Annotated in this window: 19 protein-coding genes; 10 read left to right on the top strand and 9 right to left on the bottom strand. The window is 47.3% G+C overall.

Annotated elements, in window-relative coordinates; all coding sequences use genetic code 11:
- Nucleotides 1-490 precede the first annotated feature (490 nt).
- Both sat and QUB08_RS24635 read left to right on the top strand, forming a co-directional pair.
- Nucleotides 491-1,672 (top strand): sulfate adenylyltransferase, encoded by a 1,182-nt coding sequence (sat, locus tag QUB08_RS24640; protein ID WP_333227963.1) that lies wholly within the window; start codon nucleotides 491-493, stop codon nucleotides 1,670-1,672.
- 207 nt (nucleotides 1,673-1,879) lie between these two features.
- Complete coding sequence (locus tag QUB08_RS24635; protein WP_333227962.1) at nucleotides 1,880-4,051, top strand: caspase family protein; 2,172 nt, start codon at nucleotides 1,880-1,882, stop codon at nucleotides 4,049-4,051.
- A 48-nt stretch (nucleotides 4,052-4,099) separates the two neighbouring features.
- On the opposite strand, the gene QUB08_RS24630 is transcribed toward QUB08_RS24635, so the two are convergent.
- Both QUB08_RS24630 and QUB08_RS24625 read right to left on the bottom strand, forming a co-directional pair.
- Nucleotides 4,100-4,660: a Uma2 family endonuclease gene (locus QUB08_RS24630; RefSeq protein WP_333175182.1), complete on the bottom strand. Its 561-nt coding sequence runs from the start codon at nucleotides 4,658-4,660 to the stop codon at nucleotides 4,100-4,102.
- A 186-nt stretch (nucleotides 4,661-4,846) separates the two neighbouring features.
- Complete coding sequence (locus tag QUB08_RS24625) at nucleotides 4,847-6,124, bottom strand: valine--pyruvate transaminase (protein WP_333227960.1); 1,278 nt, start codon at nucleotides 6,122-6,124, stop codon at nucleotides 4,847-4,849.
- Nucleotides 6,125-6,388: 264 nt separating this feature from the next.
- On the opposite strand from QUB08_RS24625, the gene QUB08_RS24620 reads away from it, so the two are divergent.
- From QUB08_RS24620 to QUB08_RS24605, 4 genes are all read left to right on the top strand, one after another.
- Nucleotides 6,389-6,616 (top strand): hypothetical protein, encoded by a 228-nt coding sequence (locus tag QUB08_RS24620; protein ID WP_333227958.1) that lies wholly within the window; start codon nucleotides 6,389-6,391, stop codon nucleotides 6,614-6,616.
- Between the two features lie 96 nt (nucleotides 6,617-6,712).
- Entirely contained in the window at nucleotides 6,713-7,255 is a 543-nt protein-coding gene (locus QUB08_RS24615; RefSeq protein WP_333227956.1) for a peroxidase-related enzyme, read from the top strand.
- A gap of 21 nt (nucleotides 7,256-7,276) precedes the next feature.
- Nucleotides 7,277-8,482 carry an adenylate/guanylate cyclase domain-containing protein gene (locus tag QUB08_RS24610; protein ID WP_333227954.1) on the top strand — a complete coding sequence of 402 codons (1,206 nt, stop codon included), beginning with the start codon at nucleotides 7,277-7,279 and terminating at the stop codon, nucleotides 8,480-8,482.
- Nucleotides 8,483-8,927: 445 nt separating this feature from the next.
- Complete coding sequence (locus tag QUB08_RS24605) at nucleotides 8,928-9,767, top strand: Tab2/Atab2 family RNA-binding protein (protein ID WP_333227952.1); 840 nt, start codon at nucleotides 8,928-8,930, stop codon at nucleotides 9,765-9,767.
- A gap of 233 nt (nucleotides 9,768-10,000) precedes the next feature.
- Here QUB08_RS24605 and QUB08_RS24600 read toward each other — a convergent pair whose 3' ends face one another.
- Entirely contained in the window at nucleotides 10,001-10,207 is a 207-nt protein-coding gene (locus QUB08_RS24600) for a hypothetical protein (RefSeq protein WP_333227950.1), read from the bottom strand.
- Nucleotides 10,208-10,416: 209 nt separating this feature from the next.
- On the opposite strand from QUB08_RS24600, the gene QUB08_RS24595 reads away from it, so the two are divergent.
- On the top strand, nucleotides 10,417-11,289 hold the full coding sequence (locus QUB08_RS24595; protein WP_333227948.1) for an S-methyl-5'-thioadenosine phosphorylase: 873 nt from the start codon (nucleotides 10,417-10,419) through the stop codon (nucleotides 11,287-11,289).
- 140 nt (nucleotides 11,290-11,429) lie between these two features.
- Here QUB08_RS24595 and QUB08_RS24590 read toward each other — a convergent pair whose 3' ends face one another.
- Nucleotides 11,430-12,653: a tetratricopeptide repeat protein gene (locus tag QUB08_RS24590; RefSeq protein ID WP_333227946.1), complete on the bottom strand. Its 1,224-nt coding sequence runs from the start codon at nucleotides 12,651-12,653 to the stop codon at nucleotides 11,430-11,432.
- A 76-nt stretch (nucleotides 12,654-12,729) separates the two neighbouring features.
- Here QUB08_RS24590 and QUB08_RS24585 point away from each other — a divergent pair, with 76 nt between their 5' ends.
- The gene (locus QUB08_RS24585; RefSeq protein ID WP_333153040.1) at nucleotides 12,730-13,221 is read left to right on the top strand and encodes a WbuC family cupin fold metalloprotein; all 492 of its coding nucleotides are present in this window, start codon (nucleotides 12,730-12,732) and stop codon (nucleotides 13,219-13,221) included.
- Nucleotides 13,222-13,376: 155 nt separating this feature from the next.
- On the opposite strand, the gene QUB08_RS24580 is transcribed toward QUB08_RS24585, so the two are convergent.
- From QUB08_RS24580 to QUB08_RS24560, 5 genes are all read right to left on the bottom strand, one after another.
- The gene (locus tag QUB08_RS24580) at nucleotides 13,377-13,874 is read right to left on the bottom strand and encodes a hypothetical protein (protein WP_333227944.1); all 498 of its coding nucleotides are present in this window, start codon (nucleotides 13,872-13,874) and stop codon (nucleotides 13,377-13,379) included.
- 314 nt (nucleotides 13,875-14,188) lie between these two features.
- Entirely contained in the window at nucleotides 14,189-15,976 is a 1,788-nt protein-coding gene (locus tag QUB08_RS24575) for a PAS domain-containing sensor histidine kinase (RefSeq protein WP_333227942.1), read from the bottom strand.
- Nucleotides 15,977-16,003: 27 nt separating this feature from the next.
- On the bottom strand, nucleotides 16,004-19,177 hold the full coding sequence (locus QUB08_RS24570) for an MASE1 domain-containing protein (protein WP_333227937.1): 3,174 nt from the start codon (nucleotides 19,175-19,177) through the stop codon (nucleotides 16,004-16,006).
- A gap of 2 nt (nucleotides 19,178-19,179) precedes the next feature.
- Nucleotides 19,180-19,422: a hypothetical protein gene (locus QUB08_RS24565; RefSeq protein WP_333227936.1), complete on the bottom strand. Its 243-nt coding sequence runs from the start codon at nucleotides 19,420-19,422 to the stop codon at nucleotides 19,180-19,182.
- Complete coding sequence (locus QUB08_RS24560; protein ID WP_333227934.1) at nucleotides 19,397-21,028, bottom strand: serine/threonine-protein kinase; 1,632 nt, start codon at nucleotides 21,026-21,028, stop codon at nucleotides 19,397-19,399. The genes QUB08_RS24565 and QUB08_RS24560 overlap by 26 nt, the downstream gene beginning before the upstream one ends.
- Nucleotides 21,029-21,561: 533 nt before the next feature.
- Here QUB08_RS24560 and pheT point away from each other — a divergent pair.
- Together pheT and QUB08_RS24550 are read left to right on the top strand one after the other, a co-directional pair.
- On the top strand, nucleotides 21,562-24,048 hold the full coding sequence (pheT, locus tag QUB08_RS24555) for a phenylalanine--tRNA ligase subunit beta (RefSeq protein WP_333227932.1): 2,487 nt from the start codon (nucleotides 21,562-21,564) through the stop codon (nucleotides 24,046-24,048).
- A gap of 469 nt (nucleotides 24,049-24,517) precedes the next feature.
- On the top strand, nucleotides 24,518-24,787 hold the full coding sequence (locus tag QUB08_RS24550; RefSeq protein WP_190741349.1) for a YciI family protein: 270 nt from the start codon (nucleotides 24,518-24,520) through the stop codon (nucleotides 24,785-24,787).
- Nucleotides 24,788-24,792 lie beyond the last annotated feature (5 nt).

Genomic DNA, 24,792 nt, shown 5'->3' with positions numbered 1-24,792 from the left:
ATTATACTGATGATCGGTAAAAAAGTCATGGTGGGGTTCACCAGTATTTATACTCATCGCAAAAGTGACACGCTCCCGGTTCATTTCGGTCTGATATAGCATAATTAAACTTTTTAAGTAAGCCATTCTCTGGGAGTTGAGAATACACAGAAGGAACGGCTTCTATGGCGTAACAGGTACAATTGAATTCGCTAGTTATCGCTTCGCTAAATTGACCGAGATTGGCGCCTAAATCGATCACTACAGAGTCAGAGCCGAGGATTTTAGAATAAATAGTATGAGTTTTGAGATTGCTCAATCCTGAATGCTTTTGCCAGAAATCGATAGATTTGACTAATAAATTATAAAGTGTCATGACTGGCGAAATAAATTATGGTTAATAGCAACATTAAAAACCATGTGTGCCGACTTAGTGAGGAAAATTAATTAATTGTAACAATACTTTGGTAGGATATACTCTGGCAGCTAAAACCCACAACTTCAAATCGACATGAGCCAGCATTCAGACCGCATTGCCCCTCACGGCGGCACCCTGGTCAACCGCATTGCCACACTAGACCAGAGACAAGAATTTTTCGATAAAGCAGAGTCCCTGCCGCGAGTCCAGCTTTCAGATCGATCGATCTCCGACCTGCAAATGATCGCCATCGGCGCCCTGAGTCCCCTCAAAGGGTTCATGAACGAAGCGGATTATCGATCGGTCGTCAAACAAATGCGCCTCTCCAACGGCCTCCCTTGGTCGGTTCCCATCACCCTCTCGGTAACAGAAGAAGTCGCCGCCCCCCTGAAAGCAGGAACTTTAGTGCGCCTCGACACCCCGGCGGGCGAATTTGTCGGGCTTTTGGAACTTGCAGAAAAATATCACTACAGTAAAGAAGAAGAAGCCCTCAACGTCTACCGCACCGACGACCTCAAACACCCAGGTGTCCAGGTAGTAGACAAATCCGGGCCCGTTAACCTCGCAGGCGACATTTGGCTGCTGGAACGCGAACTAGATGTCCGCTTTCCCCAATACCAAATTGACCCGGCGAAATCGAGAATGCTGTTCACAGAAAAAGGATGGAAAACCATAGTCGGTTTCCAAACCCGAAACCCCATCCACCGGGCCCACGAATACATCCAAAAATGCGCCTTAGAAACAGTAGACGGCTTGTTCTTGCACCCGCTAGTCGGGACGACAAAAGAAGACGACATCCCGGCTGATGTGCGGATGCGCTGCTACGAAATTCTGCTAGAAAAATACTATCCAAAAGATCGCGTAATTTTGGCAATTAATCCGGCGGCGATGCGCTACGCCGGGCCGCGAGAAGCAATTTTTCATGCTTTAATCCGCAAAAACTACGGCTGCACTCACTTTATCGTGGGGCGCGATCACGCTGGAGTTGGCGATTATTACGGCACTTACGATGCCCAATATATTTTTGACGAATTTGAGCCGGGAGAATTGGGAATTGTGCCGATGAAATTCGAGCACGCTTTCTATTGCAAGCTGACCGAACAAATGGCTACAACTAAAACAAGCCCCAGCACTCCCGAACAACGGGTGCATTTGTCTGGAACCAAAGTTCGGGAAATGCTGCGCGCTGGAAAATTGCCGCCGCCGCAGTTTTCCCGGCCGGAAGTCGCCGCAGAATTAGCCAAAGCCATGAATATTTTCAATTACGAGATTTAAATCTTGAACTTGGGTGTGGGCGACATTCTGAATAGTTTTGAATTTTGAGTTTTGAGTTTTAAATGGGAAATTTTAAACTTAAAGCTCAAAAGTTAAAACTTAAAAACTCCCTTAATACTAAACACTCACAATCTAATTAATTCCCCTAAAATTATGGAGGGGAATTTAACTTAAAATTCAAAACTAAAAATTCAAAGCTATTTAAAAATGGGACTCAAGCGGCGGGAATTTTTGCAGCAAGCTGGCCGGGTGCTGGCCGCCATCGGCATCAGCGAGGCTTTGTGGCTGCCGTTGGGCTCGCGCTACCTCCAAGCCTTAGCGCAGCCGACAGCCAGGAAATTGGCTTTGTTGGTGGGCGTTGACAAATATCCAGACTCGCCTCTGCACGGCTGCGTCACGGATGTGGAATTGCAGCGGGAACTGCTGATATATCGGTTTGGGTTTGTGCCGTCGGACATTTTGACTTTGACTGACGCTCAAGCTACGAGGGAGAATATCGAGAGGGCGTTTGTGACTCACTTGACTCAACAAGCAAAACCCGGTGACGTGGTAGTTTTTCACTTTAGCGGCTGCGGTAGTCGAGTCAGCTTGGGCGAGTCTCCCGGAAAAATCCAAAACAGTTTGGTGCCGGCGGATGATGTTTTGCCGCTGTTAGCAAACCGGGCGGTGAACGATATTTTAGAGGAAACGCTGTTATTGTTGATGCGATCGCTCGCGACAGAAAATGCGATCGCCATCCTCGACACCAGCTACCCCTATCGGGGTTTCTCCAAAAACGGTAACTTTCGCATTCGCTCCCGCCCCCGCCCCACCATCGGCGAGCCGGGCCTCGCAGAATTAACGTTTGCCCAAGACCTCCGATCCCGCCCAAATCTCCGTCCTACGGCAGCCCTACTTGCCGCAGGCGCAAATTCCGCACTCGCAGCCGAACAAGAGTGGAACGGATTTACCGCAGGTTTGTTTACCTACGCCCTCACGCAAACTTTGTGGTGGGCAACTCCCGCTAGCAGCTTCAGCGTCAGTTTCAGTCGCGCCGCGGGTAATGTCGAGCAAATCGCGGGGTTATCGCAGCAACCGCAAATTCTCAATCAAGATTTAACAACCGCGCCGGCGGTAAATTTTTCAAATTTAATCTTCAATTCCCCTGCATCTGACGGCGCTGTGACGGCGGTGGAAGAGGGAGGCAAAACTGTGCAGTTGTGGCTGGGGGGGTTGTCGCCCTCGGTTTTGGATTGCTGCGGGGGTTCTGTGTTTGCTGTGGATTCCTCGGAGGGCGCGAGGCTTTTGCTGCGGGGACGCACGGGCCTCTCTGCTAAAGCCCAAGTTGTAGACGGGTCTGCTCAAACAGACGGCCAATTAACAGTCGGCGAACTGGTGAGGGAAGAAATTCGGGTATTGCCGCGAAATATCGGTTTGACAGTAGCTTTGGACTCGGGTTTGGAACGCATCGAGCGGGTGGACGCTACCAGTGCCTTTGCGACTGTGCCGCAAGTTTCGGCGGTAGGCAGCGAGCAATTGGCTGACTGTCGGTTCGGCAGAGTCCCGGAAACGACTTTAGCCGAAACTTCTTCGGCTCACGAGCCTGCTTTGTATCCAAGCCGTTACGGTTTGTTTTCTTTGGCTCAAATGCTGATTCCCGATACTGAGGGCGACGGGGGAGAAGCAGTTAAGGTGGCGGTGCAGCGCTTGACTCCGCAGTTGAAAGCGCTGCACGCTGCGAAGTTGCTGCGGCTGACAGCCAATGAGGGGTCTTCGCGCCTGAAGGTGCGGGCGGTTCTGGCAACTACCGCACCGCAAGCGCGGGCTGTGGCGCAGCGAGAGCCGGTGCGGGCCGGCGGTGATTATAGGCTGGAACCGCTGAGCGGAGAAAGTGAGAAATCCGCCAGTGCTCATATATTAAGTGTGAGCAACAGCAGCCGAATTCAATGCAGATTGTATAACGACAGCGATCGCCCGGTTTACTTTGCGGTATTTGGCTCGGATAGCGGGGGACGGCTTTCAGTGCTCGGCGCTGAGGGCAAAGACGCTGTGGGGGGAATGTCGCGGGCGATCGCTCCGGGGGAGAATTTGATTGTACCTGCGGCTGGGGCGATCGGGTGGGCGGTATCCTTGCCGATCGGACTTGCGGAAATTATGATTATATTTAGTGAGAGTCACTTCGCTCAAACTCTGGCTGCAATAGAAGCCGAAATGCAGCAAACGAGGGATGCCCTGCCCATTCGAGTGTTGTTGAATCCTTTAAATGTGGCGCGGGCGGTACTCGAAGATTTGCACGCCGCTAGCATTTCGGGGGTACAGAAAGTGGGGCTATCGACGGATGATTTGGCTTTGGATGTGAATGTTTGGGCAACTCTGAGTTTTGTTTATCGGGTAGTTTAATTGAAAAATGGGGACTGGGGAATGTTTTCTATCACCTATAATCCGAATCTATCCCAGTACGAAATCGATATTCACTTCCAAATCAGGAAAGGCGAGCGACGCAACTTGTTGACCCCGCCAAAATTTTTGGATTAAACTGTAACCATTAGGAGTTGGCTGGCGGTAAACTTCTAAACATTGTGCCTCTATATCTACTAGCCAGACTTCTGGAATGAGCGATCGAGCGTAAATAAGAACTTTCACATCTCGATCGTAATCAACCGTGCTATCGGATACTTCTACCAACAGCAAAACTTCTGACGGTACTGGATGTGCTGTTGAATAGTAATCAGCCCGGGGTTGCAGCAATACTACATCAGGTTGAGGTTCGGTGCGCTCGCTCAACTGGATGGGGTTTTGCACATCCAGAAAAGCCCGGTTACTGGGAATTTCGCTGAACAGTCCGATGAATCGTCTCACACAGGAAGCATGACGAGTTCCAATTGCTGCCATTTGGATCAGTTCTCCTTCTATCAGTTCTACCCGATCGCCCTCGGAAAGAATACCAGCTTTGCCCATTAAATGATATTCTTCTACGGTCAACAACCTTTTGAGTAATTGCACTGCCATAACCCACCGCGCTGCTAATTATTTTTTAAATTGTAGTCGATCTGCCAAGGAAGAAGTCATGTTCAGCGGTCATGGGTAATTGGTAATTGGTCACTTGTAATGCCCTTCGACTTACTCCGGCTACGCTGTGCACGAGTCGCTCAGGAACCGCGTACCCGAAGTATTGGGAATGTTAACAGTCAACTGTCAACTGTCAACTGACTGATAAAGCTTTTCTACCATTTTAGCCAAGCGTTTCATAGCAGTTTCAATCTCATCATTTGTGGCAGTCAAACTGATGCGTATACACTCATGTTTGTGCTGCCAATCTTCCCGCAAACCAGGGAAGAAAGAACTTCCTGGCACGACAATTACGCCGACTTTTTTCAACTCTTGATACAGTTCCCAATCAGTCATTGGCAAATCTTTCAGCCACAACCATGCGAATATTGCTCCTTCGCCCCGGTGCAAAAACCAGGGCAAATCTTTCGGCATTGCTTGTTCTAGAGTGCTTTCTACGATCGCAAATTTGCTTTGATAGTACGGGCGAATTACGTTGATGGAAATATCCGCAAGAGCGCCGGAAGCAATGGCACGAGTTGCGATCGCCTGTCCGTATCTTGGCGAATGAATGCACATATTAGTTTGAAAACATTCTAATATTTGAATAATTTTTTCATCGCCGATCGCAATTCCGATTCTTTCACCCGGTAATCCGGCTTTCGACAAACTCATACAGTGCACGATATTGCCCCCAAAAATCGGCGTCATTTCGGTAAAATTCAAAGACGGGAAGGGAGGGCCGTAGGCGGAATCCACGAACACCGGCGCGTCAAAAGCGGCCGCTAAATCGGCAATTTTCTTAACTTCGTCGTCGCTGAGAACGTTGCCGGTGGGGTTGCAGGGACGGGAAAAAATGACGCAGCCGGTGGTTTGGTCGATCGACAGTTGGCTGAAATCCGGGCGGTATTTGAACCTGTGGGCGGCTGCGTCAATATCGAGGGTAGGTTTGCAGGCGACTACCGCTTCGGGAATCAAGCTAACGCCGCCGTAACCCGTGTAGTCTGGGCTCAGCGGTAAAACAATATTTTTAAGCTGTTTGCTGGTAGTGTAGCCGCCGAAAGCGTTGGCTGCGTAGAAGTAAATCGATTGACTTCCCGGAGTAATTAAGATATTGCGATCCGTCAAATTCAATCCGTAACGCTGGTTAAAATCCGTCCGCACCGCATCAATCAACGGCTGATAACCTTGACTGGAACCGTAGCGACAAACCACCTCGCCGTATTCCGGGCTCGCCAAAAGTTCCGCAGTGCAGTCGCGCCACAACTGCTCAACTTCCGGCAAAATCACCGGGTTTCCGGCGCTCAAATTGATAAACTCCTGCCCGCTGCCGGCTCTGAGAGTTTCTATAATATCTTTCATAATTGCCCGAACTCCCGTGAGGTGGGACATCTGAGCGCCAAATTGAGTCAGGGCAGGGTTCATAGCAAATGCAGCGACAATGATAGAAGTTTACAGTTTACCCATAATAACTCTAGTCGCAGGCGTTAGCGTAGCTTGTCTGGGGCATGGGTTGTCGATCGAGCGTCTGATTAATTCAATAAACTCGATGCACAGCGTTTTATTTCTTCCCCTGTACGCGCGCCGGAGCATAAGATTTAGGGCATTTGTGGAGCCGGAGCGATCGATCGAACAGTGTTTTTTGCCTAAAAATTAGCGATCGCAACAGCATTATCTAATTCAAGAGTTGTGGTAAGATTTCACGCCGTCGCGCCAGATGAATTGCCGATACTTGACAACAACCATTGGAAACATCTAAAATTAGTCGTAAAACCCGATCGCAACAGAATTTTATTGGATCGGGTTACTGCTATAATTACAGGTTTAATCCAGCCTCAAGAATCAGATTTGTTGCTAGCTCATTTTCATGATTCGCGGTTTGCTGACAGCGGTGCATTTTATTATCAATCCGACTAAAGCCAAGATAGGTCGTAAGGTCGCCCTTTGAGTGGCGTTACATAACAAACACGTAAATTCCCACCCAAATTAACTGCCGTAAAATTCAACACAACAATGACACACTTTCCACTTATAGAATACGAGCAACTTACAGATCCTAAAGCCAAAGCAGTGTACGAAGAAATCTTGACAGACTTGGGGTTTGGCATCGTCCCCAACCTGTTCAAGTCAATGGCAATCAACCCTGACCTATTAGAAGCAAATTGGAAAAAATTCCGGGGAACGATCCTACAAGGAGACTTACCCCGCACGCTTAAAGAAATGGTCGGCGTCGCTATTTCCCAATCAAATAATAGCCAGTACGCTCTCCAAGTTCACCTGCACGGATTGTCAGCCTTGGGGATGAGCGAAGAACTACTGCGAACCCTAGTTTCTGACTTTGCCAACTGCCCTTTGCCAAAACGTGATAAAGCCGTAATTACCTTTGGCTTGCTGGCTGCTACAAAACCGCTGGAGATGACAGAAACTGATTACCAAAACCTGCGGGATTTAGGGCTAGATGATTCTGAAATATTTGAGATTATTGCAACAGCCGACTTGTTTAGCTTTGTCAACCGATATACTGATGCAATAGCCCTCGAACTAGATACTTTGTAATCTATATTTTATACCCATATTATGGGCGATCGGCTAGAAGATCAAGATCGAGAAGAACTTCTGTTGACAGCCCGCCGTTTGTTAGCAGAAGCTCAAGCGCTTTCCATCCGCATTTCCGCCGTCAATGAAATTGCCACTGCCATTAACCGCACCCTCGATCTCACCCAGATTTTACGAGTAGTAGGCAAGCAAGCCAAATGGCTGCTCGACTTTGAACACTGTAGCGTTTGTCTGCACAGCACTAATGCTTGCATGACTTTATTTGGCCCGCATATCCCTGTAGATATTTCTACCCTCGGAGAGGGCAGCCCTATTAAGAAAGCTTTCACAACACGTCAACCTCAATTAATTCAAGAAGCGGGTGCTACTGCTATTTTATCCCCCTACGCTTCGCAGATTATCCTTCCGTTGGAAAGTGAAGGTAAGGTTTTAGGAACCATTAATTTTGCCACAACCAAGGCGGGGGCTTACACTCAAGAAGACTTGCGAATTGGCTATCTTTTGGCTTTGCAACTATCTTCAGCTATCCGAAATGCTGAACGCTTTAAAGAGATAAATAGCCTGTATTCCGATCTCGATGCCGAAAAGCACAAATCTGACCAGCTACTGTTGAATGTGCTCCCGGTGGAAATTGCCGAGGAGCTCAAAAATAACGGCAAAGTGGAACCACTTTATTATGATAGCGTATCGGTTTTATTTACTGACTTTAAAGGCTTTACTCAGTTATCTGAAAACATGACACCGCGAGAGTTGGTTGACGAACTAGATTATTGTTTTTCTTATTTCGATCGCGTGATGGATAAATATTCTATGGAAAAACTGAAGACTATTGGTGACAGCTATATGTGCGCGGCCGGAATTCCTACGCCTCGCCCAACACACGCCTTTGACGCTGTACTTGCGGCCCTAGAAATTCGACAGTTCATGGATTTGCGGAAAATGCAGAAAGCTCAACAAAATATTCCTTATTGGGATATCCGCATTGGCATTCATTCAGGCCCAATACTGGCTGGGGTAATTGGCAATAAAAAGTTTTCCTATGATGTCTGGGGAGATACAGTTAATACTGCATCTCGGATGGAATCTTCCGGCGTACCTGGAAATATCAATATCTCTCACGACACGTTTGAATTAGTTAGAGATTTTTTTGAATGCGACTACCGAGGAAAAATTTATGCTAAAAATAAGGGCGAGTTGGATATGTACTTGGTTCGCCATCTTAAATAAATTTGGGAATGGCTAATTGCTAAGGGAGGATGGCTAAGCGAGCCGTTATACCATTTTAGATTTTAGATTTTAGATTTTAGAAGGGGGAATTACTGATTATTAGCACGGTTTGGATCGCTGGCCTACAGTTGCAGTTTTTTTAAGGGGTGTTAGATATTGCAATCCTTGCAGGAGTCGTAAATTTTTTACCCCACCCCAACCCTCCCCTTATAAAGGGGAGGGAGTAAGAAATTCACAAATGATGCGAGGATGGCTATATCGCTCGTCGTAAATTTTTTACCCCACCCCAACCCTCCCCTTATAAAGGGGAGGGAGTAAGAAATTCACAAATGATGCGAAAATGGCTATATCGCTCGAAGTTTTTTTTCAAAGTTCGGTATTGTATCGGATTGTCACCAGGCTATATTAAAATTATCGAGTTGTAGATTTTATTTTTAAATTATTTATGCGTATTTGGCAAGCCGATTTTTACCGCCGCCCTCTCCAAGACGAAACTGGCAAACCACTGTGGGAACTCTTAATTTGCGACTCTGAAGGCAGTTTTCAATTTAGCGCTGTTTGTAGCCAGGGGGACGCAAATTCTAATTGGCTAGCCTCGCAGTTGCAGCAGCAAGCTCAAACTCAGAATTTGCCGGACTTCATTCAAGTATTTAGGCCTCAGTCTCTGGGCTTAATCGAAGCGGCGGGCAAAGTTTTGGGCATCAAGGTAGAAGCGACTCGGCGCACTGCGGCTCTGAAATTGTTGCTGCAACAACGCGCCAAAGAATATTCGAGTATGCCTAATTATACCGGTGAAACTTACAGTGCGATCGCCCTCGAATCGCCGCCGCCCGTACCCTTACCCGAAAACCTCTGGGGCGATGGCTGGCGTTTTGCTTCCCTACCCGCCGGCGACATTGAAGATGCTTTTCAAGGGCGTCCCCTGCCAATTTTGGAAATGCCAGAATTGCTGTTACCGCTGAATTTGGGCTTGGCTTCAACAGTACCCGTACCGGGAGTGGTGATTGACGGCGGACGCCAGTCTATGCGGTTGGCTAAATGGCTTCAGGATGCCAAACCTTTTGCTTTGAATTATATTGCTGGAGAACCAGACGGATTGATATTGGAAGCTGGGTTAGTAGATAGGTGGGTTGTGGCTACTTTTGAAGATAGCGAGGTGAAAGCGGCGGCCCAAATTTACCAACAGCGCAAGCAATTAAGTAAAGGATTACATTTTTTGTTAGTGCAGCCCGATGATAGTGGCATGACTTATACAGGCTTTTGGCTGTTGAATTTTGATCGATAAGATGTAATATCAATTCCGGTTGCACGAGGGAAATGATTGTTGACTGTTGACTGCTGACTCGATATTATTATTCCGATGCCACCGGCAACGATATAAATAATATTATTTGTGATGTTGATTGATCGCGCGCCGAAAAATAGTAAAACACCGCCCGAACTCAGTTCTAGGAGATACAGACTCAAACACTAATTTTAAAACCGCTTCTTGAGCTAGCAAGAGATAGTGTAGCAAAGTTATTCTACAACTAAAATCAAGCCGTTTTGGATGCCCTGACACACTCGGTTGATGTGACAGTGGTCTTTTTCGTTAAGACCTTTCTGGGCTAGCATTGCTGACTTCAGCAGCCGTCTGTCAAGGGGGGTAATTTGGCGAAAAGCAAAGATGCGCTCGACGATCGCCTCGATCGAGATTTTGGGGACGTTAGCAGAGCTGAGTGTCATGACCTTAACACGCTAAAAATAAGTAACAGAACTGTGTACCTTTATTTTTAAAGATTTTGTGAAGCTACTTAGTGATTAAGATCACATATATTTGGTGACAAAATAGTGTATGTGGGGTGACTGTTGTCACCAAATCTTCAATTATCTTTACGTCAACTTAACGATGGCCCGATAGAATCACTGTGGTAAAACTCAAGCAGAGGGTAAAAATGGCACAAGCAAAAATCGGAATTATCGGCGGCAGCGGTTTGTATAAAATGGAGGCCCTGAAGGATATTGAAGAGGTGAAAATTGATACACCTTTTGGAGCGCCATCGGATGCCGCAATTGTGGGAACATTGGACGGTACGCCCGTAGCATTTCTGGCTAGACACGGCCGCAACCACACTTTTCTGCCCTCAGAAGTGCCGTATCGCGCAAATATTTATGCAATGAAGAGTTTGGGAGTTGAGTATTTAATCTCAGCGTCGGCGGTTGGTTCCCTGAAAGCAGAGGCGAAACCTTTAGATATGGTAGTGCCGGATCAGTTTATCGATCGTACAAAAAATCGAGTTTCTACCTTTTTTGGAGAAGGAATAGTCGGTCACATCACATTCGGCGATCCGGTTTGCGGCGAATTGGCTAAAGTATTGGCAAGTGCGATCGAATCCTTGAACCTCTCCGACGTTACCCTGCACCGGGGCGGCACTTACGTCTGCATGGAAGGCCCCGCATTTTCCACAAAAGCAGAATCCCACCTTTACCGCAGTTGGGGGGCGACAGTCATCGGGATGACAAATTTGCCGGAAGCAAAATTAGCCAGAGAAGCAGAAATTGCCTACGCAACTTTAGCATTAGTCACCGATTATGACTGCTGGCATGAGGATCACGACAGCGTAACTGTAGAAATGGTAATAGCAAATTTGCACCGCAATGCAGAGAATGCTCAAAAAGTCATTCAAGAAACAGTCCGTAGACTAACAGAAAATCCCCCCGTATCTGATGCACATTCAGCTTTAAAATATGCAATTCTGACTCGGCTGGATCAAGTGCCGGCCGCAACTAAGGAGAAAATGGGTTTGCTATTGCAGAAATATTTGTAAAACGAACCGCGAAGACGCAAAAAGCGCCAAGGAAAAACTGCATCCCTTCTTTCTCTTCCTTCGCGTCCTTAGCGTCTTCGCGGTTCATTTAATCTTACGACCTATTTGTTATCCTATAGTTGACGATTATTTCTGCACCATTAACTTATCAACTGCTTGAATGCCTCATGTTCGCGAATCTTCTCCAAATCAGCTTCACTTTTTGCCAACTCTTTACACACATTGGGATTGAGATTCAGGGCGCGCTTTAAATTTTCAATGGCTAATTCAATTTTACCTTGTAGCGCATAACATCGGGCTTTGTTGTACCAAATTCTGTAAAAATCAGGCCTGATTTTAGCAGCATTGTCGTAGGAATCAATCGCAGCTTCGTATTTTTGCAATTTTGAGAGTGCAACGCCTCGATTGTTCCAAGCGTCAGTATAATCATTTTTAATTTGTAGGGCTTGATTGTAAGAAATTACTGCTTGTTCGTACTCCTGCATTTTGGAAAAAGCAACGCCTCGGTTGTTCCAAGCATCGGCGTAATCGGGTTTGGCTTGAATTGCTTGTTCGTAACAGCCGATCGCCTCCTGGTACTTCTGCAACTCCAACAATACCACGCCTCGATTGTTCCAAGCATCGGGATAATTGGGGCGAATGGTAGTAGCTTGTTCGTAAGAGGCGATCGCCTCTGGATACCGCTGCATTCTTGTGAGCACTACTCCTCGGTTATTCCAAGTATCGGCTAAATCCGGCTGAATTTGCAGGGCCTGATCGTAAGCAGCGATCGCATCTTGATAACGGTTTTCAAAGAAACAAGCATCTCCCTGTTTGGCATAGTCGGCGGCTGTCAATAACTGTTGGTAATTGCCGTAGTTAACCGGAGCAAATTCTTGAATTTGGGCATCGGGGAATAAAAGGTCTGTTTCTGCATCCGCCGCGTGACTTTGGTGTTGAATTTCGCCTAAGATAGTTTCAGCGTCCGAAATTAATAGTTTTAATTGAGAGATTGTATCGTAATGGAGACTTTCTATTTCTTGGCGGGCAATTGTTGTCTGCTTGGACAATTTGCTCAACAGAAACCAAACCCCGACTCCGGCTGCTGCCGGAAACAAAGTTAGGGCAATTACTAGCCCATTCAGCAGTACCGCCGTGCGCCCGAAGGCAATGTCAACTTCTTCTTGAACTCGATCGCGAATTTCTTCTTTAAGTTGCTGCTGTGACAATTCCTGCTGAACTAACATTGCCGCCGTCGGTTCAGATGCAAAAACGGTATTGGCGCAGACTAGAATAGTCAAAAGGGCGATCGGGCTAATACTTTTTCTAAAGATACTTGACAAACGCATTGCCTTAGTGATACGCACCTGAGTTGCGATTTCCATGTGTCAAGAGATGCTGATAACGATGATCCCAGACTAGCCCATTTGTTCACAAACTATTAAATACAGGATATCTGTTGTGCAGTCCCCTCCGATCAAATTGCTGACGCAAGAATTGCTAGACGAAGTTGCCGCTTCCTCCCGCCGCAGTCCCCGCCAGCGACAAAACTACAATTTCCACGATTTGTCTGAAAAAGTGCAGCGGTTTGTCAACGTGCTGCAACCGGGCACTTACGTCCGCCCTCACCAACACCTGCGCCCGCCTGCAATTAACGGTTTTGAGTTTTTTGTGGTGATTCAGGGAGAAGTCGGTATTGTTATTTTGAGCGAAAACGGTCAAATCCTGCAATCCTTGCGAGTCAGCGCGGCCGGCCCGACTCGCGCTGTCGAACTGCCAGAGGGCACTATTCACACGTTAGTAGCTTTGACACAGGATACTGTGATTTTGGAGTTTAAGGAAGGGCCTTACGACGTGGCGGCGGATAAAGACTTTTTGGCAAGTTTTCCTGCTGAGGGAACTGCGGCGGCGCGAGAATTAGTCCTGATTTGGGAAGCGGAATTTAACAGTTGACTAATGGCTGTTAAGTGTTGACTGTTGAGTGTTGACTGTTGAGTGTTGACTGTTGAGTGTTAAAAATCTAAAATCTAAAATCTAAAATCTAAAATCGATTGACTGTTGAGTGTTAAAAATCTAAAATCTAAAATCTAAAATCGATCGGCTGATTACTAATTACTGATGAATCTAATTGTCGTCATTCGATTGTATAAATCCGGGGCGGTGCGAATGATTTTTCTCAGGATCTCATCCGTCACCCAAAAGACGAGGGGAAACGAAAATGTTTTGCTGAATTCGCTGCATAGTAGGTTGGTAGAAACGAGCAATCGATCGATCGCCTCCACTGATTCCAAACCGAGGAGCATTAAAGCTGGAGGCTGTTCCCCGTCTATTTCTGCTGCGATTGTCCTGTAGAGAGTTGTGGCAGATTCGGGCAAAAACAGTTGCCGCGGTTTCACGGGACAATTTACTTGCAGCCGATCAACTATTTGCTGCCGCAAAGCTAGCGAGTTGCAGTTGACTAAAACGAAAGAAAAGTAACCTTGGGAAAGACGGAGCGTCCGAATTAAAGTTGAGAACGACCGCTCGTTATATTTAGCTGAGTCGTACTTAGCTGCATCGTCTTTAGCTGTATTTTCTGAGCTTTGCTCGACAAACATAAATTGCATATTTTTTATCTAGTTTTAGAGATTTTCTAGATTAAATGATGTTTCTAAAGAAAATGTGAAGATCTGATTTTTATTTTTCCTTGAAAAACTTTTGGGTAAGTATACCACGGTTTTAAATTAATATCAATACTCAGATAGAAATAGTCCGATCGACAGATTTGGCTTGAACCACTCAAAAAGCACCTGCGACGGCACAACACAAGTATAGCCACGGCAGAACGAAGAAGCATATTTTGCAATGGTTTCAGCAATTAATAACCTTCTAAATATCTGGCACGATTGCTAAATTAAATGTAATTTAAAATACCAAAAAATCACCTGCAATTCTCAGCCACCGGCAAAGTAAACCAAAAACTTGCCCCAGCACCGGGAGTGCTAATTACCCCAATTTGGCCACCGTGAGCGCCAATAATTTGCCGACAAAGATATAGACCCAAACCCAAACCGACGGAGTGTCGGGATTTATCGCCCCTAACGTAAAGGTCAAAAAGATGTTCGCACTGTTCCGGCAATATTCCCACCCCGTCATCTTCCACGGTACAGTAAATCATCCTACTTCCGGGATTGGTAATGGGGAATTGTGGATTGGTAATCGGTAATTTGTCGATGTTTTGTTTTGCTGTTGTTTGATTTATAGTTAATTTCCCGGCCTTGATTAATTGAGCCGAAACGGTTAAATTTAGTCCGGGCAGATTGTGTTTCAAAGCATTAGCAATTAAATTAGATAACACACGCCACAACTGAGTTTTGTCAGCATTCACGGCTGGCAAATCATGCGGTACCAAATTTTTAAAAGTAGCTTTACCATCATTCATTAAAGGCTCCAAATCGGTTGCAGCCGCTTCAACTATCGCCCTCAAATCAACGGCATCGCAGTGCAAAACCAAACCGCGCAATTCCCCGGCGTGAACTTCCAACAGCGAATTTATCAAGCGCAATTGCTGCTCGCTACCTTGAATCATCCGATCCAAAATAGAACGGGGAATTGCGATCGAATCCCCGGTTTTCGTTTGCCAATTTTTCAGCACCATTAACATTCCCGCCACCGGGTTTCGCAAGTCGTGAGAAAGAGCGTGGATAAACAGCCGTAGCGATTCTTGTGCTTGTTTGCGCTGCGTGATATCCTCAATTAAACCCTCATAATAAAGCACGGCGCCGCTGCTGTCCCGTACCGCCCGCGCCTTCTCGGAAATCCAGACAATACTGCCGTCACAGCGGTAAATTTTAGATTCAAAATCCGATACTGTGCCGCTTTCCTCGATCGATCGCAAAAACTCATTTCTGCGAGCCGGATCGACGTACAACTGCCGCTCAATATCAGTAAACTTTGCCGTCACTTCTTCCGGGGAATCGCAGCCGTAAATCCTCGCCAAAGCTGGATTTGCAGTAATATAACGGCCATCGGGAGTGCTTTGAAAAATCCCCTCATCGGCATTCTCAAAAATGCTGCGGTACTTCGCCTCCGCCACCTCCAACTGCTGGTAAGCAGATTCCAACTCGCGCCTGGTACTAAACTCTTTCCGTTGCAGACATTCGTACCAATAAACCGACAAATCGCAAATCAAACAAAACCAAAACAAATATAAGTATAACCCGGTCAACTTAAAAGGAGTATACTTAGCAAAAGTTAGATTTAAAACCAAATTTATCCCGACGTGGCAGCACAAAACGCCGAGTTGAGAAATCAGGTGGAGGCGCCAGCGGACGGGCATCAGCGTAGCTTGGATCAAAAACGCTAAACTCCAGGTAAAAATTGGTAAGTCCCCGACTTTTGCGACAGCTAGCCCAATCTGTACAACCACCGTCAGCGACCACGAAAAACCCAAAAATAGCAAACCGGGATAGCGCTGTCCGAAGGAGGTTTTTTGCAACACAAAACAGGTCAATAAACCCAATTCTACAGCAGCGCTCGTGTACAAATAAACACTTTCAAACTCCTGGCGAGCGACGAATCTTTCGCCCAGAAAATAGACAGTTATTGTGAAGGCAAAAAAGATGGCAATTCCGACAGCAGGGCGCAGCCGATCTCGGAGGAAGCGATCGCGCCACACCTCGTAAACCGTTAATGCATGAACTGGTTTTGCATTGCCCAAATAGGTCATACCATTTTAGATTTTAGATTTTAGATTTTAGATAGAAAAAGAGGTCTCGTCCGAGTTGACAACAGGTAGGGAAAACCAGAAAGTCGAACCACCGCCGGGAGTGCTTTCGACGCCGATGAAGCCGCCGTGAGCTTTGATAATTTGCTTGGAGAGGTACAATCCCAAACCCAGCCCTGTTAATTGTCGGCTATTAGGGTCTTGAACGTAAAGTTCAAACAGAGATTCCCGCTGTTTGGCACTGATTCCCACTCCATTATCTGTTACAGTACACCGAACCATTTTTACGGTGACACCCGGCAATTTGCTGCCGATATTGCCAATTTGACCCTGATAGCGGGGCATTTTGCAACTGCCGTCGAGGTTAAATTTGGCCAGGGTTTCCTGATTTTTCTGGGTGGTCTCGCCCATCCTAGGACGATCGCCCGCAGCAGGTATCCGGTTAGCGACACAGCGGGCAAGGGGATTATTGGGCGATGTTAAAGCCTGTGAATTTTCTTCATAACTTAGCGCTGTTTCAACTTCAATTACCTCGGCTTTAAAAGTTATATTGACTCCCGGAGGATTGTGTTTAATAGCATTAGTCAACAGATTTTCTAGCACCCGCTGCAAGTGTTGGCGATCGGCATTGACTTGTGGCAAATCCGCCGGAATTTCAAACGTCAAAGTTGCTTGATTTTTGGCCAGCATCGGTTCTAAATCGGCAACAATGGCTGAAGCTAAAGACGGCAAATGCAGCGGTACAGTATTGAGAACAATCCCTTTCACCTCGCTAGCGTGAGCGTCGAGCAGGGTATTAACCATAGTCAACTGGTGTTCGCTGGCCTGAACGATGCGCTGCAAAATCGATCGAGAAACCGGAACATCTTGTAGAGAGTCAGAGGCCGATTTGTTGAGCAAATTTTTCAGCAGTATTAACATTCCCATAACTGGAGTGCGGAGATTGTGAGAAACTGCGTGCAAAAATAGGTCTTTCAGACGGTTGCTTTCTTGCAGTTCGTGCATTTTTTGCTGTAGTTGGCCAGTGCGTTCCTCGACTTGAGATTCCAAGTTGGCATTGAGATCTTTTACCTGCTGCAAAAGTTGGGCTTGCTGTAGAGCGATCGCCACTTGGGTAGCAAGTTTTTCCAACAAATCAATTTCAAATTCCTGCCACTGGCGCGGCCCCGAACACTGGTTGACGGCTAAGATCCCGAACAATTCATCCCCCAGGACGATCGGCACATTTAACGTCGCGCGAATTTGATATTCGCTGTACAATTGGGCAATTGGAACGCTCAGTTGAACGCTAGCAGTATCGGAGATAGATCGGACGCGGTTGTTAGCATAAAAAGTTTTCTGGTTTTCAAGGTGATTCTCGTCAGCGAGTACCCACCCCAAAAGAGAACGGCATTGGGCATCCACAGACTCGGCCACAACCTTACCGTACACGGGGGTAGGAAGATGTACCCCGTCCGCGTCCACAATACCGATGAAAGCGCGGTCTGCCTTGAAAAATTGCCGGACTTCGGCAACAGTAGTAGTGAGAATTTCTTCGAGGTCGAGGGAGTTGCGAATTCGTAGGGCGATTTCTGAGAGCAAGCGATCGCGATCGGAGGATGCCCGCAAAGCGGTTTCCGCGCGATGGCGTTCGGTAACGTCTTGGACTGTGGCGGCGATCGCCCCTAACTGAATGGCCGACTGTTCGCAGACAGTGCGTTCGGAGCCGTCTGGCAGCACAATTCGGTAGTTAATGCAATAGGCTTGGCGCTCAAACATAGCTTGGCGCTGCGATCGCGCCACCAATTCTCGGTCTTCTGGATGTACAGCTTGCAAAAAAACTTCTGGTGTCGGTTTGACAGTTCCAGGAGCAAAACCCAAGAGGCGGTAAAGTTCGTTTGACCACCGCAATTCGATATTGGATATATGATGTTCTGGGGATTCTGGGCAGTTGTCAGTTGCTGTGAGGGCGGCGCAATTTAAATCCCAATTGCCCAACTGAGCGATGCGCTGAGCGTTGGCTAAACTAGCTTCGCGATCGCGCAGCATGGCAGCCGTGCGGCGCACCTCCACCAGCGCTTGCTGGCGTTCTGCTACCGCGGCGGCCAACATCAGAGCCACAAGGGCGATCGTACCGGTAAAAGCTTGTAAAAATAAAACCGCCTGTTTGAGATTATCGCTTTTGGCCAAAAACGGGCCGCCTCCCTGTACTGCTCCCCAAATCGCGATGTAAGAGACGATCGAATAAGCAAAAATCGCTCCTGCCGGTTGAAACCGCAGAGCGGCCCAAACTATCAGAGGAAAAGGCAGATACTCCAGCGGATACAGAGCGATCGCCGCTTGTGTTTTTGAGCAAAAAAACAGCCAGCTAACGCTCAGCAAGAGAGTCAGCCAGAGCGCTATTTCGGAATAATTAATAATTAAAAATAGAAGATTATAGCGGTTTTCCTTTGCCGAAAATATCCTGGGATAATTTGTATATTGTGATTGGTAATTTTCCCAGTTCAAAAATGCTTTTAAACTTGAAATAATCCCAGGTTTTATCTCACATTTTACACCATTATCAAGGACAGGCAAGATGCCTGTTCCACAAGAAAATTCATCTCTTGTGGAACAGGCAAGATGCCTGTTCCTAAACAAGTAATTGAGAATAATGAAACATCTGAGTTTTAGTGGGAATTTAAAACTGTTAACGGCGTGGTTCAAAGTCAGGAGCACAGGCGTCACAATCAAAATTCCCATACCGTCTCCCAGCCACGTAGTCCACCAGTTGCGAGAGAAATTGCTCCACTGAGCCCAACCAAAAATGCACGTACCCAAGTTGCCGAGGATAGAGCCTAGTAAAGTAGACCCGATGACAGCGCCCGCTACTAAAGCCAGAACATCTCGCAGTCGATCGAGTTTAGTAGAAAATCCGCTCCAAGTCAGCAAAGCCTCTCCAGCCAGCGCTTGCAGGGTGACGCTAAAGGCCGATGTGGCAATGACAGGCGACGGTATACCGCCGGTAGAGTTTAACAGCACTGAACCGAGGACAATTCCCGGCCACATCCGTCGCCCTTGCAGTAGCAGTGCCGCTAGAGCAATACCGGCGGGCGGCCACACGGGGGAGGCTTCGGCTTTCACCAGTCCCAGCATCGACGCTGCGAGTTTTCCGGTAACAAAGTAGGCCAGCGCCAGGATGCCGGTGTACAGAAGCGTTCGAGTGCGGCGGTTGAGCAGTTTCATGTTTAGGTGCGATCGAATCCTCCATTCCTAGTTTTTAATTTAGGCGGCCGATCGGCGATCGAGCTTCCTCCTGACGAATCACCTGACTGGGGGAGTGGGAAGTAGGGGAGAGGGGGAGAGAGGGAGAGTGGGAGAGTGGGAGAGTGGGAGCATTTTTCATCTTCCCTCTTCCTTCTTCCTTCTTCCTTCTTCCTTCTTCCTTCTTCCTTCTTCCTTCTATTAAAATCCAAAAGTCCGCTTACCATCCGGCTTAACAGTAAGCCAATTGGTCTTTGCCATTGCCAGTTGTTCGTCAGAAACTGTAGCGTTGGTAAGATTCGCCCCGCACAAATTTGCTCCCCGCAAATTCGCCTTAGTCAAATAAGCCCCCGTCAAGTCAGCACCTCGGAAATCCGCGCCTTCAAAATTGGCAGTGCTGCAATAAGCCTCAGTCAAATTAGCATCTCGCAAATTCGCCTGAATTAACCGGGCGTGACCCAAATTCGCCCCCGACAAATCCGCTGCTTGCAAATTTGCCTTCACCAACCTAGCCTGATAAAAATTACTTCCCGCTAACTGCAATTTTTGCAGTTGCAGACCAGACAGTTCGCAGTCAGCAAAATCGCGCTTGCCTTTAAAATATGCCGCTCGCAAGCTGTTCGTGTCCCACTTAGGAGCAACTTTCGATACCTTTGAGGGTGCTAAATTGCCGCTAGAATGTCCAACCGTTCCGAAAGTTCTGCCTGACTCAGCCAGAGTCCGGGAAACTCTGGGCTGCATCCCCGTGTTCCCAGATTGGCTGAAGGAAGTTCTACCAGCGCGGGTGTGGTTCGATCGTAAATCTTGATTAATTTTGCTCCTCGGCCGTGACCACGAAGAACCCTCGTCATTAAATATTGTCGGTTCTTCAACTGCACGAGAAGAGCCGTTGAATTGAGTTGCCAAGCCATCGACAAGATTTGGGTCTTCAAATTCGCCAGAGAGAGCTCTGAGGACATCTGCTGCCGATTGGAAGCGGTGGCCAACCATCGGCTTCAGCATTTTTTCGAGAATCCGCGCAAAATTTGGGCTTACCTGAACGTGGGGTTGCCAAACAATTTCGCCGGTTACTCCATCAAAATCTAAATCCTTGGGCGACTTTCCTGTCAGCAAGTACAAGCAAGTCATGCCCAATGCGTAGATGTCGCTGGCAAATATCGGCCGCAGCGCCATTTGTTCCGGTGGAGCAAAACTAAATGTGCCGACTGAAAATTTCGTGTTGGCGCTTTGGTCGGCGGGGTCTAATAATATTGTTTGGCTAACTTGGTCTTTTACCGCTCCGAAGTCAATCAGAACTAAGTGCCCGTCTTGAACTCGGCGAATAATATTTGCGGGTTTGATGTCTCGGTGAATTACTCCTTGGCTGTGGATATATTGCACTACTGGCAGAATTTCTAATAGAAAATTTTTAACATCAGATTCGTTGAAACGGCCTGAGTGCTTGACTTCTTGTTTCAAAGTCGAGCCTTTAACATACTCTTGAACTAAGTAAAATTGCTGTTCCGTTTCAAAATAGTCTAGCAGCCTCGGTACCTGCGGGTGGTCCCCCAGTTGGCCGAGGGTTTTTGCCTCTCGCTTAAATAATTCCCGCGCCATTTCTAAAACTCGCGGCGACGAACTACTGGGTCGCAGTTGCTTGACCACGCAACTCGGTTGACCGGGCAATGAAATGTCTTTTGCCAGAAATGTAGCTCCAAAACCTCCTTGTCCTAACGGTTCAATGACTCGGTAGCGAGCGCGCAGCAATAACCGCGCGCCGCAAGTCTGACACTGAAGAATAGAGTCAGCAGGGTTTTGAGGATGGGGACAGCCCGGATTTACGCAGTAGCTCATATGGATTGAGTTTGCCTATGTTGTTCTGATCTTGTCAGCGTCGCTCGACTGCACAAATAGCCTGCTCCTGCTTCTGGTAGACATACTAATCTATCAGTTGTCGGCTGGCCGTGCCTTCGATCGCGAATTGGAATTGCACCTAAGTCTTTTAGGCCGATATCTTTTCCCTATTTTGATTATCTCGCTGCTGTGAGTTTTTTCGGTTGATTATCCTTGAAGATAGTTTAAAGACTTGCTAAAGTTGTGCTTTTTTGTGTAAAGTCTTTCTAAACTTAAGTGCTATTTGCGTTGTTAGATGTATCTAGCATACCTCATTCTCTGAATGAGAATGCTACTCATCCCCCAGTAGCCATCGACCTTTGGGCAGATTCCTATTTTTTGCTGATGTGTACCATAAAACTATTGACAAAATTGAATTAGTATGCTATGAAAAGCTTTCCCGAATAAATTCTGGGACTCAAAAGTCGTAGCCCGTCGGCGCCGACTAATGACTAATAACTACAAAGCAGTGACAACTAACTACTGACTAAATTATGCGTATATCTCTAAAGTGGCTCCGGGAATTGGTGGATGTGGCGATATCGCCGGAAGAATTAGCCGAAACCCTAACAATGGCAGGCTTTGAAGTTGAAGATATCGAAGACCGCCGCCCGTGGGCAAGCGGCGTAGTTTTGGGCAAAATTATCGCCTGCGAACAGCATCCGAATGCAGACAAATTGAGAGTTTGTCAAGTGGATGTCGGCTCTGGTGAAGCTTTGAATATTGTTTGTGGCGCACCCAACGCTAGGGCAGACATTTACGTGCCAGTCGCTGTTGTCGGCACTTATTTATCGACTATTGATTTAAAGATTAAACCTGCTAAATTGCGGGGCGTTCCTTCTGAAGGAATGATTTGCTCTCTGGCAGAATTGGGACTATCTAAAGAGTCAGCAGGCATTCACATTTTTGAGTTAGAAAATCCCGAATTGGGCAGCGATATTCGCCCACTTTTGGGTTTAGATGACGTGATTTTAGACTTGACAGCAACTGCCAACCGTGCTGACGCTTTGAGCATGGTGGGCGTGGCGCGGGAAGTGGCGGCGCTGACTGGGGCGAGTTTGAGAATTCCCGAAGCGAATGGTGTGGCGATTGATGGCAAAGAAACTCCTGGTTTGGCAGTAGAAATATCCGAACCGCAAGGCTGCCCGATTTACATCGGCACGGCAATTGAAGGTGTGAAAATTGCTGCTTCTCCAGCTTGGTTGCAGCAGCGGTTGCAGGCGGCGGGAGTGCGGCCAATTAATAATGTGGTTGACGTAACTAATTACATTTTGCTGGAATGGGGACAACCGCTGCACGCTTTCGATCGCGATCGCCTACAATCTTTCACGGGTACTCAAGATATCAGCATCGGCGTCCGCTTTGCCAAAACAGGCGAATCATTCAAAACTTTGGACGGACAAAACCGCAATTTGCAAGCTCAAAATCTGTTAATTACTGCTAGCGACAAACCTGTTGCCTTAGCTGGGGTAATGGGTGGCGAAGATACGGAAGTTCACGAAGGAACGCAAAATTTAGTCTTGGAAGCCGCGATTTTTGACCAGGCAACGATTCGCCGTTCGGCGCGCGCTCAAGGCCTGCGGAGCGAGGCATCGATCCGCTACGAGCGGGGGGTGAATCAGGCGGCTTTGACGACTGCTTGCAACCGCGCTGTAGCTCTAATTTTGGAGTTGGCTGGAGGCACTGCGACGGTGCAGAAAACGGCGAGTTCGGGCGATGATTTGAGTTTTAGCCGATCGCTCGAATTGCGTTTAGACCGAGTAAATCTGGTTTTAGGGCAGTTGAAAAGAGGACAAACGGGCGGTTCTAAATATCTGGAACCGGAAGAGGTGAAAAATATTCTCACAGCTTTGGGATGCGAAGTTGTTCCAACGGAAAAAGAACGGGTGTTTGGGATAACGGTTCCTCCTTACCGCTACCGCGATTTAGAAAGGGAAATTGACTTAATTGAAGAAGTTGCCAGACTCCACGGTTATGACAATTTCTGCGATACTTTGCCCAGCAAAACGGAACCCGGTTATCTGTCGCCGGAATACGCGGCAATTCGGAATGTGCGATCGGCTTTTCGGGCGGCCGGTTTGACGGAGTTGATGCACTATTCTTTGGTGAAAACTGAGGGAGACAATCAGGTTGTGCTGGCGAATCCGCTGTTTGTGGAGTATTCGGCTTTGCGGACAGAAATGCTGTCGGGTTTGATTGATGCTTTTGGGTACAATTTGGAACAGGGAAATGGGGCGCTAAACGGTTTTGAAGTCGGCCGCATTTTCTGGAAAGATGGGGATGCAATGAAGGAAGCCGATGCAGTGGCGGGGATTATCGGGGGCGATCCGACTGTGTGGAAATGGCAGCAGGGAGGGCGCGATCGACCTTTGAGTTGGTTTGAGGCCAAGGGGGTTTTGGAAAGCGTGTTTCAGGGGTTGGGTTTGTCGGTGGAATATCGACAAGATGATGGTAAACAGGATGTTTATCCTATTAGTGGCGGGCAAGATGCCCGCCCCACAAGACTGCATCCGGGCCGCACCGCTGCGTTATCGTTAAACGGAAAACATTTAGGAGTTTTTGGACAGTTGCACCCGCAATTGCAGCAAGAAAAGGATTTGCCTGAGCAGGTTTACGTGTTTCAATTAGATTTGGCGGTGCTGTTAAGTGAATTAGGGCGATCGAGCATTTCGACTGGCAAGTTTGCGGGTTATTCGAGTTTCCCCGCTTCTGACAGAGACATTGCATTTTTCGCACCAGTTGAAGTTCCGGTTTTTGAGATGCAGAGTGCGATGAAAAAGGCTGCCGGGAGTTTGCTGGATTCCGTGGAACTGTTCGACGAATATCGAGGCGACAACGTACCGGCGGGACAGCGGAGTTTGGCTTTTCGGTTAATTTACCGCGCGGGCGATCGAACACTCAGCGAAACCGATGTCGAACCCGCACAGCAAAAAGTTCGGGATGTTTTAGTAGAGAAATTCGGTGTTAGTTTGAGAAGCTAAAGAGACCGCTACTCACCAATGGAAACCGCCAGGGAATGAATTCCCTGGCTCAAAGCTAAAGTCCTCTCAAGAGGACTAACAAGACTTAAGGATTACAAGGTAAATTTGCCATTTTGAGCAAAGCGAAGAATCTCAAATTCTTGCAATAAAACCGTAGAAACTGCATAATTGCTAACTAATGAACTCTTCAGTCCTATGCAAGAGGACTTCAGCTTTGAGGCGGGGGTTTCAACCCCTGCCGGAATCAATTTTTAACGTTAATTAAATTGACACCAATGGCCGCAACATCTCCCCAACCATTAAAGTAATAAATTTCTCCTCCTATCCAACAAACCTCTCTCTTTCCCCTCTTCCTCTGCGCCCTCTGCGCTCTCTGCGGTTCATTAATCTTATCCTTAAAATTTTCGTTAAATCTTCTTACTCTTATTGTACAATAACTTTTAAACAAATTCATCTAAGGCTCAAAACCGTGACCAAATATGTGATGTGGGGAAGTTACTGCGAAGACGTTCTCGAAAAACGCGCTCCGTTTCGAGACGCTCATTTGGCTGGATTGGCTAAGCAGAAGGAATCGGGTGTGTTAAGTACGATCGGGCCTACGAAAGATTTAACAAAAGTTTTTGCAATTTACGAAGCGGAAGATGAGGCGGCCGTGCGACAATTGGTGGAAGCCGATCCTTATTGGGTAAATGGGGTTTGGACTGAGTACGACGTGAAAGAGTGGATTCAAGCTTTTTGAAGGGG

It is taken from the genome of Microcoleus sp. BR0-C5 (genome assembly GCF_036705045.1).
In the GTDB taxonomy this organism is placed as follows: domain Bacteria; phylum Cyanobacteriota; class Cyanobacteriia; order Cyanobacteriales; family Microcoleaceae; genus Microcoleus.
Note: the sequence above shows the minus strand (reverse complement) of the source record. Positions and strands in the feature narration are given on the sequence as shown.